At 39.0% G+C, this 14,774-nt stretch carries 14 protein-coding genes and 1 tRNA gene; 10 read left to right on the top strand and 5 right to left on the bottom strand.

Annotated elements, in window-relative coordinates:
- Positions 1-102: 102 nt before the first annotated feature.
- Complete coding sequence (gene ccoG / locus ATS72_RS05715) at positions 103-1,482, top strand: cytochrome c oxidase accessory protein CcoG (RefSeq protein WP_058429125.1); 1,380 nt, start codon at positions 103-105, stop codon at positions 1,480-1,482.
- Between the two features lie 28 nt (positions 1,483-1,510).
- On the opposite strand, the gene ATS72_RS05710 is transcribed toward ccoG, so the two are convergent.
- Together ATS72_RS05710 and ATS72_RS05705 are read right to left on the bottom strand one after the other, a co-directional pair.
- On the bottom strand, positions 1,511-1,948 hold the full coding sequence (locus ATS72_RS05710; protein WP_008132022.1) for a hypothetical protein: 438 nt from the start codon (positions 1,946-1,948) through the stop codon (positions 1,511-1,513).
- A gap of 79 nt (positions 1,949-2,027) precedes the next feature.
- A complete protein-coding gene (locus tag ATS72_RS05705; RefSeq protein ID WP_058429124.1) occupies positions 2,028-2,945 on the bottom strand; it encodes a M14 family metallopeptidase in 918 nt (305 codons plus the stop codon).
- Between the two features lie 240 nt (positions 2,946-3,185).
- On the opposite strand from ATS72_RS05705, the gene ATS72_RS05700 reads away from it, so the two are divergent.
- Positions 3,186-4,823, top strand: a complete 1,638-nt coding sequence (locus ATS72_RS05700; protein ID WP_058429123.1) for a hypothetical protein — start codon at positions 3,186-3,188, stop codon at positions 4,821-4,823.
- A gap of 103 nt (positions 4,824-4,926) precedes the next feature.
- Positions 4,927-5,175: a hypothetical protein gene (locus ATS72_RS05695; protein WP_006794483.1), complete on the top strand. Its 249-nt coding sequence runs from the start codon at positions 4,927-4,929 to the stop codon at positions 5,173-5,175.
- Positions 5,176-5,321: 146 nt separating this feature from the next.
- On the opposite strand, the gene ATS72_RS05690 is transcribed toward ATS72_RS05695, so the two are convergent.
- From ATS72_RS05690 to ATS72_RS05680, 3 genes are all read right to left on the bottom strand, one after another.
- Positions 5,322-5,906 carry a hypothetical protein gene (locus ATS72_RS05690; protein ID WP_039037915.1) on the bottom strand — a complete coding sequence of 195 codons (585 nt, stop codon included), beginning with the start codon at positions 5,904-5,906 and terminating at the stop codon, positions 5,322-5,324.
- Positions 5,907-6,373: 467 nt separating this feature from the next.
- Positions 6,374-6,450, bottom strand: a tRNA-Pro gene (locus ATS72_RS05685).
- Between the two features lie 110 nt (positions 6,451-6,560).
- Positions 6,561-7,184, bottom strand: coding sequence for an arylesterase (locus ATS72_RS05680; protein WP_010557243.1), 624 nt, complete (start codon positions 7,182-7,184; stop codon positions 6,561-6,563).
- Between ATS72_RS05680 and ATS72_RS05675 the strand changes: the two genes are divergently transcribed.
- From ATS72_RS05675 to tolR, 7 genes are all read left to right on the top strand, one after another.
- The gene (locus ATS72_RS05675; protein WP_006794480.1) at positions 7,185-7,898 is read left to right on the top strand and encodes an ABC transporter ATP-binding protein; all 714 of its coding nucleotides are present in this window, start codon (positions 7,185-7,187) and stop codon (positions 7,896-7,898) included. It begins immediately after the preceding gene.
- Positions 7,888-10,389: an ABC transporter permease gene (locus tag ATS72_RS05670; RefSeq protein ID WP_058429122.1), complete on the top strand. Its 2,502-nt coding sequence runs from the start codon at positions 7,888-7,890 to the stop codon at positions 10,387-10,389. Before ATS72_RS05675 ends, ATS72_RS05670 begins: the two co-directional genes overlap by 11 nt.
- A gap of 129 nt (positions 10,390-10,518) precedes the next feature.
- Entirely contained in the window at positions 10,519-11,043 is a 525-nt protein-coding gene (gene ruvC / locus ATS72_RS05665; RefSeq protein WP_058429121.1) for a crossover junction endodeoxyribonuclease RuvC, read from the top strand.
- Between the two features lie 2 nt (positions 11,044-11,045).
- Positions 11,046-11,663: a Holliday junction branch migration protein RuvA gene (gene ruvA, locus ATS72_RS05660; protein WP_058429120.1), complete on the top strand. Its 618-nt coding sequence runs from the start codon at positions 11,046-11,048 to the stop codon at positions 11,661-11,663.
- Positions 11,664-11,670: 7 nt separating this feature from the next.
- Complete coding sequence (gene ruvB / locus ATS72_RS05655; protein WP_006794476.1) at positions 11,671-12,678, top strand: Holliday junction branch migration DNA helicase RuvB; 1,008 nt, start codon at positions 11,671-11,673, stop codon at positions 12,676-12,678.
- A gap of 974 nt (positions 12,679-13,652) precedes the next feature.
- On the top strand, positions 13,653-14,357 hold the full coding sequence (gene tolQ, locus ATS72_RS05650; protein WP_006794475.1) for a protein TolQ: 705 nt from the start codon (positions 13,653-13,655) through the stop codon (positions 14,355-14,357).
- Positions 14,344-14,772 carry a protein TolR gene (gene tolR, locus ATS72_RS05645; RefSeq protein ID WP_006794474.1) on the top strand — a complete coding sequence of 143 codons (429 nt, stop codon included), beginning with the start codon at positions 14,344-14,346 and terminating at the stop codon, positions 14,770-14,772. The genes tolQ and tolR overlap by 14 nt, the downstream gene beginning before the upstream one ends.
- Positions 14,773-14,774 lie beyond the last annotated feature (2 nt).

The raw sequence follows: 14,774 nt of genomic DNA, 5'->3' as shown, positions 1-14,774 counted from the left end.
TAAATTATAAAATTATTTAATATCAATAGATTAAATAAAGTTTCAGTTTGGTCTGAAAGTTGCAAATACTTAAACAACATCCGTTCTAATTAAGTAAGTAACATGAAGTTTGATATTAAAGAGCAAGACATGATCATTAAGCCCTATAACTCAGGGCCAATTTATATTCGCGAGCAAAAAGGCTTTTTTCAACGTATACGCCGTAATTTAGGCTGGTTGCTAATGTTAACGTTTATTGCCATTCCATGGATTCAATACAACGGTCAGCAGGCTGTACTGTTAGATGTCGCAACACAAACCTTTACTATTTTTGGATTAACACTTCTTCCTCAAGACTTTATGATTTTAGCCATGCTTTTTATGGTGGGAGCCTTTGCGTTATTTTTTGTTACTAATTGGCTTGGCCGAGTTTGGTGCGGTTACACGTGCCCGCAAACAATATGGATGTTGATGTTTACATGGGTTGAGCAACGAATAGAAGGTACACGCAATCAGCGCATTAAATTAGATAAGTCAAAATGGACATTTAGCACGTGGCGTAAAAAAATAGCTAAACACAGCGCGTGGATAGTTATTTCGGTTTTAACAGCGACCTCATTTATGGCGTATTTTATTCCGGCTAAAAATTTATACCTAGGCATGCTTACGTTTGATTGGTCTGGCATTACCACATTTTGGGTGCTTTTTTTTGCTGGGTGTACGTACGGTAATGCTGGTTTTTTAAGAGAAAAAATGTGCACCATTGCATGCCCGTATTCTCGTTTTCAGTCAGTGATGTTTGATAAAGATACCTTAGTTGTTACTTATGATGCTGAACGAGGAGAAAACCGTGGACCACGAAAGCGTAAAGCTGATCCAAAGTCATTAAACCTAGGCGATTGTGTAGACTGTAATTTATGTGTGGAGGTATGCCCTGCGGGTATTGATATAAGAAATGGCTTGCAATATGAGTGCATAAACTGTGGTTTATGTATTGATGCCTGCGATGACACAATGAATAAGTTTGGCTACGACAAAGGCTTAATTAAATACGCGAGTGAAAAACAAATGGAAGGTAAAAAAACCAACCCATTTAGATTAAAGCTTGTTGGCTATGGCACGTTAACTGCCTTACTTATCCTATCGATGTTTGCATGGATGATGCAGCGTACACCCATAGAGGCCTCAGTGCTTCGTGATAGAAACGCACTCTACAGAGTAAATTATGAGGGCCTAGTTGAAAACCCATACACACTAACCATTATTAACAAAACACAGCAATCAATGCACTACACAATCGCTATTGAGGGGTTACCTGGGGCAACGCTTAAAAGTCCAAAGGCAACACTCGTACAACCTGGTTTAATGAAAAAAATACCGGTTACGGTTACCGCTGATGGTTACGATATTAAACAAAAAGTAAGTAAATTAAGATTTGTAGTTACCGCGCAGGAAGATGCGAGTATTACCATCACCAAGGACAGTCAGTTTTATAAAAACTAAGTAGTTAAACGCCAAGTTGATTAAATAATTAATCCGCTTGGCTGTTTTTAAGGTGCTTAATAACGTATTGCTTGGCACTTTCAACCTCACTAAATATACATTTAGTGCCGTCTCTGCCAACGCTATTTAAAACCCGCGACATTTGACTGATTGCGATGGCCGATGTCATTACATACGCGCTGATAAAGCAATTTGCAGCTTGCATTTTTTTGCCAATTTTAGTGAGCAATAACTCGGCTTCAGGCGTCGCTGCTAATACCTTTCGTGAGTCGCTAATATAGCCCCAAGGGTTGCCGTTAAATTGTGCAGTAGTATTAATGAGCTTTTCACCATACACACTTAGAATATCGGTATCGATGCTACCTGAAAATTCAGCAACAATTATGTTGTTATCTACATAAAAGTTAACGTTGCCATAGTCATTTTTTAATGAAAAGTCATAATGCTCATTTTTATCTACTTGCAAGGCTTTCTCTCTATTTATATTACAGACTTGTTACTACGTTTAATAAAACACACTTATAATAAACGTAGCAACTAGTAATTTAGCCTTCATTTCGTAAATAATTTAAAGCACTATCAATAACAGCAACTTGCGCTAATATACATTGTTCACTATTGGCTGAAGGGCTATCTGGGTAAACCTCTGTTGTTGTTACAAAAGGAGCATCAGTAAAGCCCATACATAAACCTAATTTGCGTGCTGCGTAATTTATAACGCCAAATTGTTCCTGCGGTACGCCTATTAATGCATTGTTTTCATCGCTTGGTGCAATATGCGTAACTTTTGCAACGCCCTCAATAATCACTTTTTGAAATTCTGGCTCTGGCTTTGTACTGTCAGCAACTAAGTAAAACCCATCAGGAATATTCCAGTTTGTATTAGTTGTGCCTTCACGTGCTGCAAGCGCTGGCCTGAATTCACTGTTATCGGAGTCTGTTGTCTCGTGTAAATCAATGTGTGCTAGTAGATCAATATTTAATGATTTTACATAGGCCATAACAGCGGCAGACTCGTGTGCTGGGCTATTTTCGTAAAAGGAGCGGTTAGGATCTATTGCGCTTGGGTTCCAGCGGTTAATTGTTTCATACCCCCAAGGGCTAATACAGGGAGTAATAATTATATTAAAGTGTTTTGAATGATTTAAAGCAGAGGTTTTTGCAAATCTAAGCGCGCCATGTACACCACTGGTTTCGTAGCCATGCACGCCACCGGTAATTAAAACCGTTGGTTTGGTATCATCAAAATTAGGTGTTTGCAGGGCATATAATGGATAACAGCCATCGTTGTAATTAAGCTCACCATATTGCTCAACCGTTAATGTGCCTTTAAGCTTGTTAATTAGTGTTAACACTTCATCTTGGTAGCTACGCTTTATAACTTGGCTCGCAAGCCATTGAGCTTTATCGTCGTCGTTCCATTTAGTACCGGGTGTGCCAATTGGGTATGTGCTGTCAGTCATTATAAAGCCTTGGTATATCAATATTTAATGAAATAAAGCGCTAGCTTAACGCTGACTAAAATAGGCTGCAACTTAATGCGACATATAGACATAATTGAGTTACTTCTTAAAAAACTAATCCAAAGCTGTAATAAATAAAATTGAATTAAATACACCGTTAGTTATGTAAGCGAGGTATTTAGCCCAAGCCACTAAACTGTTAAGCTTGCAGCGCATTTTACCACTTTTAAGACTATTACTATGATCAATCAAATTTTATTTAATAAATACATGCTATTAACAGCGATTTTTACACTAGTAAGTACTGTATTTTCGGTTGATTTAGCCGCGCAACAACAAAGCCAAACATTAGTTTTATTAGGATCAGAGCCACGCATGTGCGCTGAAAGCTCGTGCACTAGGAGTGAGAAGGTTGAAAATATAACCCAAAAATTATACTCACCTACTATTAATAAGATAAAGCTGATAGCAAAAAATTGGCCAAACAGTAGCCTTTCTAATAAAAAAGCGACGCTAGACGTGCTAAAACAATTACAAAAGAATGGACCTAAGCATGTTTCAAAGCAAAACTTACTGTGGCAGTGGCGTGACGTAGATAATTTGCAATTAGAAAGCTTATCGGAGCATGAATACAATTATGTGCTTGATATGCTCGAAGTGTCAGAAAGTAAAAATGATAAAAAAATAAATAGCAAAGCAATTAATACTTCACGCTATAAAAATAATGATATTTTACAATTTATTACCGGTAGCCTAAAAGTAAATAGCGCTAAACCGACCATGCTTGTTATTACTGCAGCGCGTCGTGATCCATACGCGTATGCTGAAGCGGCAACATCTCTTTTAGCAGAATCACAAATAAGTACCAAGTGGCTTGCATTAACGCCTGCACTTGCAAAGGCAATAACTACGGGTCGGTGCGATCAACTGCCTTCACTAAGAAACAGCGCTATGCAAGTGTATAACCGAGAGTCAATTTATCCTTTGCAAACTCAAACCGAATACGGCTTGTGTAAAAGTGGAGTAGTTGCATTAACCACATTAATAAAAAACAGTACCGGCGTTATGTTTCATAGTGGCGATACTGCGTTATTGCATAGCGTTTTATTTAATGATGAAAACGAGCCTTACCCATGGACAAATTCACTTATAACAAGCCCGGTTATTGTGGGAATAGGTGAGGGGAGCGCCATACAAGGTAATAGCTTAATTACAAATAAAAACGTAACAAGTACAAATGTACTAAAAGGGGAAACCCTGACCACTAAAAAGGGCTTAGCAACGTTTAATTATGGTGTGTTAAGTACGCACTTTAGTGAGCAAAACCAAACTTTTAAATTGGCCATGATGATTGACACTTTAAGCAACGGTAAAGCTACATCACAGTATGGTTTTGGTGTAGACGAGAATACCGCCTTGGTTGTTATAAAATCGCCAGAAGGTAATTTAATAACGGTCGTAGGTGAAAATGGTGTGGTCCATTTAACTCCCGAGGCAACAAACATTGCTGTGCATCCCCCTGAGCAAAAGACAAATTCAAAACCTCAGAAATACCGCTATTCTTATTGGCCTTCTGGCAGTGTAATTGATGTGAGCAATAACTCATTTACTTTGAGCGAGCGCACATTGGGGAAAACGTTGCCAGCAATTAAAATTCCGCCATTGCCAGTTCAGCGTTTTGGTAGCATATTGACGGATGCTAAATTACGCTCTTTGACACAAGCTATGTGCCTTGCTCAAGAGCAAAGTGCGGTTGCTCAGCAAGATGAATTTTTAATTAGCCTGAATACAAATGCTGATACACGCTATGACCGAATAAACACCAAACCATTTGGTTGTGCTGTGAGTAATTTATCGCTGGTGGTCGAGTCGTTTTAAGTTTAAGGCGTAATTATTTGGATTTTAAGTACCAGCTCGATAAAATAACCAGCATTACGAATAACCACTTTGCATAAAGCAGAGAAATTAAAAGAGTTTTAAAATGAATAACGAAAGTGATGTAATCGATAACTTAGCTGATTTAGAGGCTTTTTTACTGGAAGTTGAAAGCGGCGGTTATGGGTTAAAAGGAGTATCTGGCGTTGGTATGGCCACTAAAAACTCAGACGGCACCCGTTTTATTGCCGTATTTGATGATAAACAGCAGCTATTATTGGCCCGCGGTATCACCGAAGATGTATATACTAATGGGCAAGATATGGTTCGTAACGGTGTAAAGCCCAAACACTAGTTACATATAAATCAATAAGCGCTGTTTAGCGCTTTTTTTTTGCAAAATTTAAAATGAGTTAAAACATCAAGCAAGGCTAAGAAATATAAAAGGTAAAAAACCGATTTAGGCTAAATAAATGAAGGCTTTACTGCATAACTCGTATATTAACGTATTTCGTTTACTAATTGACCATTTTCATATAATGCCGAATATTGGCGTTTATGTTCTTCAAATAGGTAGGTTCTTAACTGCTCTTTTCCGGTAATTATACGCGTAATTTTTGCAGCCATTCCTGATTTATTTTGCCTAATAGGCTCTATATCAATTGAAATACACTCTTCGTTTGGTAATGTAAACTGCACGTTTTTCATATTACCCAGTCGGCTGTTATCTTTTAGAGGTTTTAAAAAAATCCCTGTGCTAGATATAGACTCAATATAAAAACCTTCGCTTTTTATATTGAGCTGGCTCCAACGCCAACTGCGCTGTGTGCCTTTAGTATCAATAACTTCAGGCGCACTGAGTGTTGGGTTAATAACCCCAGAGGGATCTATTTTTAAATCAAGTGGAAACCACAATTGATAGTGCGCAACTTTTGCTAATAGCGTTAAGCTTGCATTGCTTAATAGGTGCGCAATGCCTGCGGGCACACTACTTTGTAAAGTAAGCTTATGATTTGGTTTTACTTCCTGATCTTCTGGCTTAAATAAGTCAGAGATAAAATTTAATTCTTCAGCTGAAAAGTCCATGTTCAACACCGTAAAAATAAAACCCTATCATATGTTAATTAAATAAAATGCTCAATAAGTGTGCAGACTTATTTGTTTTCTTTACTATACTAAGAAATTTTGTTGAGATTTTTTGTAAATTAAACGTGTATCGTTAGCCGCGCTTGTTATATTTCATCCAGATTATGCTTAAGCGAATAACAATATACTTAAAGTATATTTAGTGCCTTCATGTGCTTTTAAAAACTAAAAAGGGTTTTGTTACTTTGTCGTTTTATTAAGTTAGTAATTAGCACCTGGTGGAATGTCGACACGTAAGGATGGTTTTAAGATATTGCTGCATACTAAGTAGGGACCAATTGATAAACACTGTTCTCTAGGCGCAATGGACAGCCATAGAACTACTGGTTTAAGTAATCTCTGAGTAAATTAATTTTTCGGGTTAATACTTTTTTGAAGATTAATTATAGAAACAGGAGGGAGTTAATTGGTCGGTATGGAGAGATTCGAACTCTCGACCCCTGCCACCCCATGACAGTGCGCTACCAGGCTGCGCTACATACCGACATTGAGTGCAATAGTACGTGTATTTTTTTAAAAATCAATAAGCGATTGTTTGTTTGGGTGTTTATTAGGCAAGTGAGCTAAAAAGCCCACTTAAGCTAGGTTATTTTTTTAGTCTTTATTCAACCAAGTTTTGATCGAGTCGTACATCTCATCACGTATCAACGGCTGTGCTTTTTTGTTAGGGTGTAACCCATCGTTTTGCATTAGCTCTGGTTTATCAGCGATATTGAGCATAAAAAAGTTTAATAAGTGCGTATTAGTTTCTTCGCTAATTTGGCTAAAGCTATCAGTAAACATTTTGCTGTAGCGAGGGCCGTAGTTAGGTGGAATGTAAATTTCCATCAGCGCGGTCATAGCATTAGCTGCTTGGCTTTTTTGTATCAGCGAGGTCAAATTAGCTTGCATTTTTTTTACCGGAAATCCGCGAAGACCGTCATTTGCACCAAGCTCTATAAGTACGTGTGTTGGTTGGTATTGGGTAAGTAATGCATCTAAACGGCGTAGTGCACCGCCAGACGTTTCGCCACTAATGCTGGCGTTTACAAGTGCAATGTCGGCTTGCTCGTCATTGTACTTATCTTGTAACAATTTTACCCAGCCTTGCTCTTGTTGTAGGCCATAGGCTGCGCTTAAACTGTCACCAAGTATTAAAATCGTGTTGTCGGCTGCTGCACTCAGCGGTTTGATAACTAAAAATAAAATGAATACTAAACGAAGGATTGAATGAGTCATATGTCAGCGCTTTCTCAATTAAATATAATTCAAGTTAATGGTTTGTCTAAAATAGTAACTACCTTTGAAGGTGAGTTGCCCATCCTCAGCGACATCAGCTTTAATGTCAAGCACGGTGAGTCTGTTGCTATTGTTGGCACGTCGGGATCAGGTAAGTCTACTTTGTTGAGTTTATTAGCAGGCTTGGATACAGCGACTAATGGCGAAATATTTTTAGACGGTGAGCCGCTTCATGATTTAGACGAAGAAGCGCGTGCAGCACTTCGTGCCGCTAAAATTGGTTTTGTATTTCAGTCTTTCATGTTGGTGCAAAGCTTAACCGCTCTCGAAAACGTAATGTTGCCTGCAGAATTAGCGGGAAAAAGTGATGCTAAGGAGCAGGCACTTGCTTTGCTTAAAAAAGTAGGCCTAAGCCACCGAACAGATCATTACCCATCTCAGCTCTCGGGTGGTGAGCAGCAGCGTGTTGCTATTGCCCGCGCTTTTATTGGCACACCCAAAATTTTATTTGCCGATGAGCCTTCAGCTAACTTAGATAGTAAGAACGGTAAAATGATTGAGTCGCTGCTGTTCGACTTAAATTCTCAACATGGTACAACGCTAATTTTAGTGACGCACGATGAAGGACTCGCTCAAAAATGTGAGCATATTATTCAGATAGAAGCAGGCTTACTTGTAAAAAGTGAAGCAGAGGACGTTGCAAATGTGGGCTAAATTAGCGCTTAAATTATTTGCGCGAGAATTTCGAAGAGGTGAGCTAACGGTAATTAGTGCAGCTATTGCTTTAGCAGTATTAACTGTACTTACCTTGTCTATGGTAACAGATCGAATAGCACAAAGCATTGCACAAAAAAGCAGTGCGTTTATTGCTGCTGACCGAGTATTGGCAAGCAGCCATGCCATTGACACCGCTTTTATTGAGCGAGCTAAAAGTCAAAACTTACAAACCGCGCAAATGGTGTACTTCGACACCATGTTATTTGCTAATGATGAAATGCAATTTAGCTCGGTGAAAGCAGCGTCAGACGCATACCCGTTAAAAGGGCAGCTAAAAGTAAAAAACACATTACTGGGTGAAACGGTTATTGCAAACGGCGGCCCAAACCCAGGTAATGTATGGCTCAGTGAGTCAGTTTTTTACTCGCTAAACATTGATATTGGCTCGCAAGTTGAGCTAGGTGCTGCGTTATTTAATGTTGAAAAAGTGATCGTTGAGGAGCCTGATGCGCCATTTAATGTATTCTCAAGTAGCCGTCGTGTATTAATAAATATTGCAGATGTGCCAAAAACAGAGGTTGTTCAGCCTGGGAGCCGTGTTTTTTATCGTCAGCTCTATGCAGGTAGTGAAGACGACATAAACAGCTTTTATGACTGGTTAAAGCCACAAATGAAAGAAAACCAACAATGGTACGGTGTTAAAGACCGTCAATCACCAATTTCAAACAGTTTAAACCGAGCTGAGAGTTTTTTATTGTTAGCGGGTTTACTAGGTATTATTTTGGCTGCAGTAGCGATTGCTGTATCAGCCAAACGATACTGCGAGCGCCAATATGACCCTGTTGCGATGATGAAAACATTGGGCGGCAGTCGCTCAATGATCCGTAAAATTTACATGCTTCACTTATTGCTTGTATGTGCAATGGCTGTGAGTATAGGTTTATTGATTGGTTACGGCTTGCAAGAAATAGCCACCGGATACCTTTCAAAAAGTATGGGAAGCGAATTGCCGGTGGGTGGATTTAAGCCTTGGCTTGTAGCAATTAGTACGGGTGTAATTTGCGCCGTTATGTTTTCTATTAAACCGTTATTTGATTTGTTCGATATTCCGCCACTTAGGGTACTGCGTCGTAATTTAGGTGACAAACTAGCGGTGAGCCGCGTGCACTTGGGTATGAGTGCATTGACCGTGTTTTTGTTAATGTGGTTATTTAGTAACAATATAAAAATAACGCTAATATTATTTATAACCACACTAACTTTAATTGGCGTGTTGTTTTTAATATCTAAACTTATATTTGGCGGTGGCCGAAAACTGGGTTTAAAACCAGGTAATAGTTGGTCATTGGCTATTGCGTCGATTCAAAAGCGTGCCAATGTAAATGCAGTTCAACTTATTAGTTTTTCGCTCGCCATTAAACTGCTTCTGTTTTTAGTTGTGCTTAAAAATGACATGATTGCTGATTGGCAGTCGCAATTACCAAGCGATGCGCCCAATGCATTTTTAGTTAATATTACTCAAAACGACCTTGAACCAATCAATAATTACCTTGCTGAGAAAGACATTTTAGTGTCTGACTTCTACCCAACGATTCGAGGGCGTGTTAACGCGGTAAATGGTGAGTTGGTTGCACGTGAAGTATCTCTTCAAGACAATGAGAAAAAAGATGAAGAAGCGCGTTCGGGTATTGGCCGTGAGCTAAACTTAACGTGGCTTAAAGATGTACCGGCTCAAAACGAGATAATTCAAGGTGAATGGTTTGGTGAAAACGCAGTGGCCGAGGCATCAGTTGAAGAGTCGATGTTAGAGCGCCTTGATGTTGAAATTGGCGACACACTTACCTTTTTAATTGGCGCGCAGTCGTTCGATGCTAAAATTACCAGCGTTCGCACAGTTAACTGGGCAACGCTTAAACCCAACTTCTTTATTATACTCAGCCCAGATGTACTTAAAGACTTTCCGGCAACGTATATTTCGTCGGTTAGGATAGAACCTGAGCAAAAGCGCGACTTTAGCCAACTGCTGCGCACCTATCCAACCATTACTGCAATCGATGTAGACAACTTTGTAAAGCAAATACAAACCACAATATCGCAAGTCTCACTTGCCATTGGTTTTGTACTTGCCATTGTTGTTTTGTGCGGTGCATTAGTACTCATTTCGCAAGTGCAAGCGAGCTTAGGTGAACGCATGCAAGAAATTGTAATTTTAAGAACATTAGGTGCTAAAAGCCGTTTAATTAAAAATGCGACCTTGTACGAGTTTTTATTATTGGGTGGGTTAGCCGGTTTAGTTGCTGCATTTTTTAGCGACTTAGCGCTTTTGATTGTGCAGCAACAAATGTTTGAACTTACGGGCAAGCTTCATCCACACATATGGATTATAGGCCCGCTTGCTGGTGGTTTATTTGTAGCCGGGTTGGGTTATTTAATGATTGCCCGTACCCTTAAACAAAACACCCAAGGGTTAGTTCGCGCTTTAGGGTAAACTAACTATTATTGCGTTTAAAATGCTCGCTATTTAAGCGAGCATTTTTGTTTTTGCTTGGTACTGGTATTTTATACAGTGCTCTGGCATTATTAGCCTAATTTACAATAAAAACAACGAGAATGTGATTTGGCCATTATTTTAGGGATCGACCCAGGATCGCGTTTGACTGGTTACGGTGTAGTTGCTCACCAAGGTGCTAAATTTACTTATTTAGGCAGTGGTTGTATAAAATTAGCCGAACATCCTTTTCCGGTACGCCTTAAAATGATTTACCAGGGCATCACTCAACTTGTTGAGCAGTTTTCGCCTGAAACGTTTGCTATAGAAAAAGTATTTATGGCTCATAATCCCGATTCTGCATTAAAACTTGGCCAAGCGCGTGGTGCTGCCATTGTGGGTGCTGCAATGGCTGATTTGCCAGTGTTTGAGTATTCGGCAAGGCAAATTAAACAAGCTGTAGTAGGCAACGGTGGTGCAGACAAAAGCCAAGTCCAGCATATGGTAAAAAATATTCTAAAATTACCAGGTACGCCTCAAGCCGATGCAGCAGATGCATTAGCAATAGCAATTTGCCATGCTCATTCAGAACAAAATTTAATTAAACTAGCGGGCAGCGCAAGCAAAACCGTTAGAGGACGCTTAAGGAAATAACAATGATAGGCCGCTTAAATGGTATTTTAGTTGAAAAACAACCCCCCGAAATTTTACTTGAAGTAAGCGGCGTGGGTTATGAAGTACAAATGCCAATGACCTGTTTTTACGACTTACCAAAAGTGGGTGAAAACACGATTGTTTATACTCATTTTGTAGTGCGTGAAGATGCGCAGTTACTGTTTGGTTTTAATAATAAAACAGAGCGCGCATTATTTAGAGAGCTTTTAAAAGCTAATGGGGTAGGGCCAAAACTCGGGCTCGCTATTTTATCGGGAATGTCGGCGCAACAGTTTGTTAGCTGTGTAAATAATGAAGATGCTACATCGCTGGTTAAATTACCGGGTGTGGGTAAAAAAACCGCTGAACGTTTAGTGCTTGAGATGAAAGACCGTCTAAAAGATTGGGGTAATGATTTATTTACACCATTTAGCGATAGCGCAGTGATAGAGCCTCACAGCGATGCATTAGTGGCTAATCATGCAGCGGATGATGCCGTTTCTGCACTTGTTGCATTAGGGTATAAATTGCCACAGGCACAAAAAGCAGTAAAATCGGTGAGTAAACCGGATATGTCTACTGAGGTTCTTATAAAAGAATCTTTAAAATCGATGTTGTGAGTAACCCATGATTGAAGCGGATCGCTTAATTGACGCGACTGAAAAAACAAATGAAGACTCGATTGACCGAGCAATTAGGCCAAAACTGTTGGCTGATTACCGAGGTCAACCGCATGTTAAGCAGCAAATGGAAATATTTATTGAAGCTGCACGCAGCCGCGATGAAGCGCTTGATCATTTATTAATATTTGGTCCGCCAGGTTTAGGAAAAACCACATTGGCGAATATTGTAGCAAACGAATTAAACGTAAATATTAAAACCACCTCAGGACCTGTACTTGAAAAAGCAGGCGATTTAGCGGCACTTCTTACAAACCTTGAAGAAGGTGATGTACTGTTTATCGACGAGATCCACAGGTTAAGCCCACAGGTTGAAGAAATACTTTACCCTGCAATGGAAGACTATCAGCTTGACATAATGATAGGTGAAGGCCCTGCTGCACGTTCTATCAAACTGGATTTGCCGCCATTTACGTTAATAGGCGCTACAACGCGTGCAGGCTCACTCACATCGCCACTGCGTGACCGTTTTGGTATAGTGCAGCGTTTGGAGTTTTATTCAGTAGAGGATTTATCGCATATAGTGGGCCGGTCAGCTCATTATCTGGAGCTAGAAATGTGCGACGATGGGGCTAGTGAAATAGCTAAACGGTCACGGGGTACGCCGCGTATTGCTAATCGTTTATTGCGCCGTGTGCGAGATTATACTCAGGTTAAATCTGACGGCACTGTAAATGCAGACGTTGCCCAGCAAGCACTCGACATGATTGATGTAGATAAAAGCGGTTTTGATTATATGGATCGTAAATACTTACTAGCCATCATTGAAAAATTTATGGGTGGTCCCGTAGGGCTCGATAATTTAGCCGCTGCCATTGGTGAAGAGCGTGAAACAATAGAAGATGTTATTGAACCGTTTTTAATTCAACAAGGGTTTATTCAGCGCACACCGCGCGGACGTATTGTGTCTGACAATGCGTACCATCATTTTGGCTTGTTACCTAAAAAAGACTAATTTTAAACACCTTTCCTAAACCCTTGCTAAAAATAACCGTTAGCAAGGGCACGTCCGTTTATAACGTATTTTATCTACTAAAAGTCATTTGCCTTACCATTAACTAGCCTGAATTCTGGTTAACCAACAATTCACAGAGCGTTAAGGCGTATGTCGCTATTGTGCCTTTCATAAAATTCAACTTAGTCAGTGCTGACTATGGCTGGCTAGGTTTAGTTCTAAATTTCTGCCTCAATAAACAATATTAAATGAATCTGTATATTTTGGTCTAGGCCAAATTTCAGGTAAAAAAAAGCCCGCAAATAATGCGGGCTAACAACAAGTTAAAGGAAGTAATCTGGGGGAACCATGTTTTACACTGTTAGGTTTTATCCAAATAGAGTAAAACAATGTAATACGACTTAAAATCATATTACTAAGAACAGGACATAATGAAACAGTTTCATTTAATGCGCTAGCTCGGTATGGGAGAATAATACGGAATATCTAAAAATTGTTCAAACTAGAAAATTTGTTTTTTCAGATTAAAAAAACTAATGTATTTAGTTTTGTTGTAGTTTGTAAATTGTTCGTTAAATAGCCATATATTTTATAAGTTAATGAAAAATAGTACTTAAGTATATTTTTGTATAATTGTTCGGTATTAGTTTTAGTATTCTGGTAGGTAACGTTAACGTGGTTTTGCGTGTTTATGCATTAATTTTGAATAAATGGCGTGTTTTATGATGTTTATTTATATAATTACGCAGCTGAACCTGAGTTTTTATTTTATTTGAATAAAAATTTATATAACCAGGCGTAAAAAATAAACAACATAGCCGATTTTTAACGTTTTTTGTTGGCTATTCATAGCAATATCGTTGTTAGTTTGAAATGGACTCGATACACTAGTTGCAACTAAATGACCTTAGTTGCGGTCATAATTGCACAAATCATTACAATTGACGTATTTTGATACTATTTAGGAGTTTAATGTGGGATCAGGGCTTAATTTTTTGGATCTAATTTTAGAAGCCAGTTTGCTTGTACAATTAGTAATGTTAGGGCTAGTTGCCATGTCGGTTATGTCGTGGGCTATTATTTTTCAACGTAAAAAAGCAATCTCTGATGCGCTTTCGAATGCTAAAAAGTTTGAGCAAAAGTTTTGGTCAGGTATTGATTTAAGTAAACTTTATAACGAAATTTCATCTCGTAGTGCTCAATCTCACGGTATTGAGGCATTATTTACAGCAGGCTTTAAAGAATTTGCGCGTCATAAAAAAAATACATTTCAAGGCGCAAGTATAGTAATGGAAGGTACGCATCGTTCAATGCGTGTAGCGTTGTCACGTGAAATAGAAAAAATTGAAAAAAGCCTATCGTTCTTAGCAACGGTTGGTTCTATAAGTCCTTACATCGGTTTATTTGGCACTGTGTGGGGTATTATGAATGCCTTTATTGCATTGGGTGAAGTAAAACAAGCCACATTACAAATGGTTGCTCCGGGCATAGCAGAGGCTCTAATTGCTACGGCAATGGGCTTATTTGCTGCAATTCCTGCCGTAATTGCTTATAACCGTTTTTCAAACAGTGTTGAAAAGCTTGAATCTCACTACATCAACTTTATGGAAGAGTTTGCTAATATTTTACACCGTCAAGCAGCTACACAAATAGAGGCACAAGCGAATGTATCATCGTAAAAAGCGCCGCCCTGTAGCAGAAATTAATGTAGTACCTTATATCGATGTAATGTTGGTGTTGCTGATTATTTTCATGGCGACTGCGCCACTAATTACTCACGGTGTAAAAGTAGATTTACCAAAAATGGAAGAATCTGATTTAGTTGATACTAAAGATACACCACCAATCATTGCGTCTATTGATGCTGAGGGTAAATATTACGTCAGTGTAGGTACTGATCCAGAGGAACCAATGGAAGCACTCGATGTAGCCGCCGTGATTAAATTGCAGTTAATGAAAAATCCAGATGTACCTGTAATGATTAAAGGTTCTGGTAAAGTTTCTTATCAAGAAGTGTTATTGCTAATGGATTTTTTGAAAAACGCAGGTGTGCCGTCAGTGGGATTGATGACCGAATCCTTTGAGGGGAATTAACT

The organism is Pseudoalteromonas sp. 13-15, assembly GCF_001468205.2.
GTDB classification, from domain to species: domain Bacteria; phylum Pseudomonadota; class Gammaproteobacteria; order Enterobacterales; family Alteromonadaceae; genus Pseudoalteromonas; species Pseudoalteromonas marina.
The sequence above is the reverse complement of the archived record's forward strand: the minus strand, read 5'-3'. Positions and strand labels throughout refer to the sequence as shown.

Excerpts from the sequence above, each read along its gene's own strand:
- ccoG (WP_058429125.1), top strand. The coding sequence starts at position 103 with ATGAAGTTTGATATTAAAGAGCAAGACATGATCATTAAGCCCTATAAC.
- ATS72_RS05705 (WP_058429124.1), bottom strand. The coding sequence starts at position 2,945 with ATGACTGACAGCACATACCCAATTGGCACACCCGGTACTAAATGGAAC.
- ATS72_RS05700 (WP_058429123.1), top strand. The coding sequence starts at position 3,186 with ATGATCAATCAAATTTTATTTAATAAATACATGCTATTAACAGCGATT.
- ATS72_RS05695 (WP_006794483.1), top strand. The coding sequence starts at position 4,927 with ATGAATAACGAAAGTGATGTAATCGATAACTTAGCTGATTTAGAGGCT.
- ATS72_RS05690 (WP_039037915.1), bottom strand. The coding sequence starts at position 5,906 with ATGGACTTTTCAGCTGAAGAATTAAATTTTATCTCTGACTTATTTAAG.
- ATS72_RS05680 (WP_010557243.1), bottom strand. The coding sequence starts at position 7,184 with ATGACTCATTCAATCCTTCGTTTAGTATTCATTTTATTTTTAGTTATC.
- ATS72_RS05675 (WP_006794480.1), top strand. The coding sequence starts at position 7,185 with ATGTCAGCGCTTTCTCAATTAAATATAATTCAAGTTAATGGTTTGTCT.
- ATS72_RS05670 (WP_058429122.1), top strand. The coding sequence starts at position 7,888 with ATGTGGGCTAAATTAGCGCTTAAATTATTTGCGCGAGAATTTCGAAGA.
- ruvA (WP_058429120.1), top strand. The coding sequence starts at position 11,046 with ATGATAGGCCGCTTAAATGGTATTTTAGTTGAAAAACAACCCCCCGAA.
- ruvB (WP_006794476.1), top strand. The coding sequence starts at position 11,671 with ATGATTGAAGCGGATCGCTTAATTGACGCGACTGAAAAAACAAATGAA.
- tolR (WP_006794474.1), top strand. The coding sequence starts at position 14,344 with ATGTATCATCGTAAAAAGCGCCGCCCTGTAGCAGAAATTAATGTAGTA.